The organism is Frankia sp. CoWAU3 (genome assembly GCF_977971855.1).
Window position 1 is genome coordinate 3,313 of the sequence record NZ_CDWWXB010000206.1, and the last position, 3,427, is coordinate 6,739.

Sequence of the window (3,427 nt, forward strand, 5' to 3'; positions counted from 1 at the left end):
TGCTCGGCTACAGCGGCGAGGAGGCCCGCTCACTGTTCACCGGAGCACTCGCCGGCCAGTGGCTGGTCTCGGTACCGGACCTCTTCTCCTGCGTGCTGCGCCGGGAGGAGCGGCACGGCTCCTCGATGCCCGTGTGGTTCGAACCGTTCGGGGCGGGCCTCACCCCGATGTGCGCCGCCCTCGACATGGCCGGGAGCCTCGCCTCCGGCTGGGCCCAGAGCCACCAGGACTCCTTCCCACCAATCATCATCAACATCACCGATGGAGCAGCCACCGACGGCGAGCCCGAGAAGGTGCAGATGTGGGCCGACCGGCTACGGTCACTGCGCACCGCGGACGGCAACCTGCTGCTGTTCAACATCAGCATCTCCGCGGTCGCGCAGACCACCACCACCTTCCCCGCGGCCGAGTCCGAGCTGTCCGACGAGTGGGCTCGCGGGCTGTTCCGGATGTCGAGCGAGCTGCCGCCGCTGATGCGCACCGCGGCGGAGCGCCTGGGTGCGCAGACCCGGCCCGGCGCCCGGGGATTCGTCTCCAACGCGACACCCGACGCGATCGTCCTCGCCCTCACCGTCGGCACCCAGGTGGCTCAGGTCGACGCCTGAGTGGGGCGGTGGGCCGACGGCTGCGGTGGGTCCCGAGGAAGGAGAGGTGCGGGAGTGCGGGTCACGGGCCGTGTGCAGGTGTGGCTGCCGAAGAACAGCGGCTATGCCTCCGAAGACGCGACGATGGTGAGCACGGCGCGCCGGCGGGCGGCCGTCGCGGATGGCGCGTCGGAGGGGGTCGACGTGCGGCGGTGGGCAAACCTGCTGGTCACGCGATACGTCAACACGCCGCCGCCGATCGGGGCCTCGGCCGAGGGCATCTACGAATGGTTCCGCGAGACGATCAGGATCTGGAACCTGAGCCCGCCGACGGTCGATCCCGACGACTGGCGGTTCCAGGGCGTCGGTGCGACGGAAGCGGCGTTCGCCACGTTTCTTGGACTGCAATTCAGGAGCGAGGAGAACGAACACGACGGCCGGCTGGAGTGGGAGGCGATCGCGGTCGGCGACTCCTGCCTGGTCCGGGTGCCCTCGCCGGAGGCCATCCTGGCGGGCGCGCAACCCGAGTTCTTCCCGTACTCCGCATCGGCAGCCTTCACAAGCACCCCCGACCTGGTGCCCAGCGACCTCGGGCGGGCCCGTCGGCTCGCGCCGACCGGGGAGGGCTGGCCGGTGCGGGTGCGGCGAGGCTTCGCCGAGGCGGGGGAGGTCTTCCTGCTCGGCAGCGACGCGATCAGCAAGTGGCTTTACACCCTGCCGTGGACTGATCCGGAGGTTTGGCGGCGACTTCCCGACCTGCGCAAGCCGAACCTGGAGGGGCTCGCCCACCAGCTCAAGGACGCGGGCGAGATCGACCACGACGACCTCACGCTGGTGGTGCTCCGGGTGCGCGAAGACCCGCGGAGATGACGCACGGGCGTGGGTCCTAAACGACGGCCGGGCGCCACCCTCGCCGAGACGGATGGACGCCCGGCCGTGGCCGGTCCGCGGGATCGATCAGCCGGCCCTGCGCTTCTCGATCGCCTCGATGAGCTGCGGGACGACGTTGAACAGATCGCCGACCAGCCCGTAGTCCGCGAACTCGAAGATCGGCGCTTCCGGGTCCTTGTTGATCGCGACGATCGTCTTGGACGTCTGCATCCCGGCCCGGTGCTGGATCGCGCCGGAGATGCCGACCGCGATGTAGAGCTGCGGGGACACCGTCTTGCCGGTCTGCCCGACCTGGTTCTGGTGCGGGTACCACCCGGCGTCGGTGGCGGCACGCGACGCGCCGACCGCGGCGCCGAGGGTGTCGGCCAGCTTCTCCACCAGGGTGAAGTGCTCGGCGGCGCCCAGACCGCGACCACCGGAGACGACGACCTGGGCCTCGGTGAGGTCCGGGCGGCCGGACTTCGCCTCGACGACGCGGTCGACGATCTTGGCCCCCTTCGCGGCGTCGGAGATCGCGATGTCCACCGTCTGCTCGGACGGCGTCACCGGGGCGGCCTCGGGCGCCGTCGAGTTCGGCCGGACGACGACCACCGGAACACCCTTGACGACCTTCGACGTGACGATCGTTGAGCCGCCGAAGATACCCTGGGTGGCGACCAGGTCGGGGGTCAGCGCGACAGCGTCCCAGATCAGGCCCGAGTCGGTCTTCGCGGCGACGCGGGCCGCGATCTCCCGCGAGTCCGCGGTGGCGGCGACCAGCACGGCAGCCGGCGACGCGTCCGCGACCAGCTTGGCCAGCACCTCGGCCGCCGGCGCGCCCACGTAGCCGACGACGTCCTCCGACTCGACGACGTAGACCCTGGCGGCGCCATACTGCGCGAGGTACTCCTTGGCCTTCGCATAGGTGCCCGGCGCTCCGAGGAACACCGCGGCGGGCTCGCCGAGCGAACGGGCGAGCGTCAGCAGTTCCGCGGTGACCTTCTTGGGTTCACCATCGGCGTGCTCGACGAGCACGAGAACTTCAGCCATCGGACAAAACCCCTCAGATAAGCTTCTGCGCCGCGAGGAACTCCGCGACCTTCGTGCCGCCGTCGCCCTCGCCCTTGACGATCGTGCCACTCGACCGCGGCGGCGCGGGCTCCGAGGCAACGACCGTCGACGTGGCGCCGGCCAGCCCGACCGCATCGGCGTCCAGACCCGCGTCCGCGGCGGACAACGTCGTCAGCGGCTTCTTCTTGGCCGCCATGATGCCCTTGAACGAAGGGTAACGCGGCTGGTTGATCTTCTCGACCACGGCAACCACGGCCGGCAGGCTTGCCTCGACCAGGGCGTAGCCGTTGTCGGCGAGACGCTCGATCGTGACCTTACCCGCGGCCGGATCCACCGTGACCTTGCGGGCCTGGGTGAGCTGGGGAAGGGCCAGCCGCTCCGCCAACAGGGCACCGATGACGCCGCCACGGGCATCGGAAGCCTCGCTGGAGGTGATGACGATGTCGGGTGACAGCGTGGAGATCACCTTCGCCAGCGCGGCGGACGTCGCCAGCGCGTCCGACCCGTGCAGCAAGTCGTCCGTCAGGTGCACGGCCTTGTCCGCGCCCATCGACAGGGCCTTGCGGATCGTCTCGGCCGCCTTGGCCGGTCCCATCGTGACGACGGTGACCTCGCCCCCGTGCGCTTCCTTGATCTTCAGGGCCTCTTCGACCCCGTACTCGTCCATCTCGTTCATAACGCTGTCGACACTCTTACGGTCGACGGTCTTGTCCGCGACGTCGAGCTTCTTCTCCGCCCAGGTGTCAGAAACCTGCTTGACGGTAACGACGATGTTCACGCGTTGGGGCCTCCGTAGCCAACATCCGATGTCAGTCCCTTGACATCGTCGCATCTGGGGCGCTCACGCGCTCAATGATCGACGACGTGACGCGGACCGCAGTACGCCCCTGAGATGAGGATTT

4 protein-coding genes are annotated in these 3,427 nt (G+C 69.5%); 2 read left to right on the forward strand and 2 right to left on the reverse strand.

The features are described from left to right. Positions 1 to 605: vWA domain-containing protein (locus AC08ON_RS15340; protein ID WP_476617212.1), on the forward strand; the 605-nt coding region annotated here is incomplete at its 5' end. Between the two features lie 54 nt (positions 606 to 659). Continuing rightward, positions 660 to 1,454 carry a hypothetical protein gene (locus AC08ON_RS15345; protein WP_476608160.1) on the forward strand — a complete coding sequence of 265 codons (795 nt, stop codon included), beginning with the start codon at positions 660 to 662 and terminating at the stop codon, positions 1,452 to 1,454. Positions 1,455 to 1,541: 87 nt separating this feature from the next. On the opposite strand, the gene AC08ON_RS15350 is transcribed toward AC08ON_RS15345, so the two are convergent. Next, a complete protein-coding gene (locus tag AC08ON_RS15350; RefSeq protein WP_476608161.1) occupies positions 1,542 to 2,504 on the reverse strand; it encodes an electron transfer flavoprotein subunit alpha/FixB family protein in 963 nt (320 codons plus the stop codon). 13 nt (positions 2,505 to 2,517) lie between these two features. Further along, positions 2,518 to 3,303 (reverse strand): electron transfer flavoprotein subunit beta/FixA family protein, encoded by a 786-nt coding sequence (locus tag AC08ON_RS15355; RefSeq protein ID WP_476608162.1) that lies wholly within the window; start codon positions 3,301 to 3,303, stop codon positions 2,518 to 2,520. Positions 3,304 to 3,427 lie beyond the last annotated feature (124 nt).

What these genes read in the sequence shown, in the direction of transcription:
- AC08ON_RS15350 (WP_476608161.1), bottom strand. Translation starts at nt 2,504, where the DNA reads ATGGCTGAAGTTCTCGTGCTCGTCGAGCACGCCGATGGTGAACCCAAG.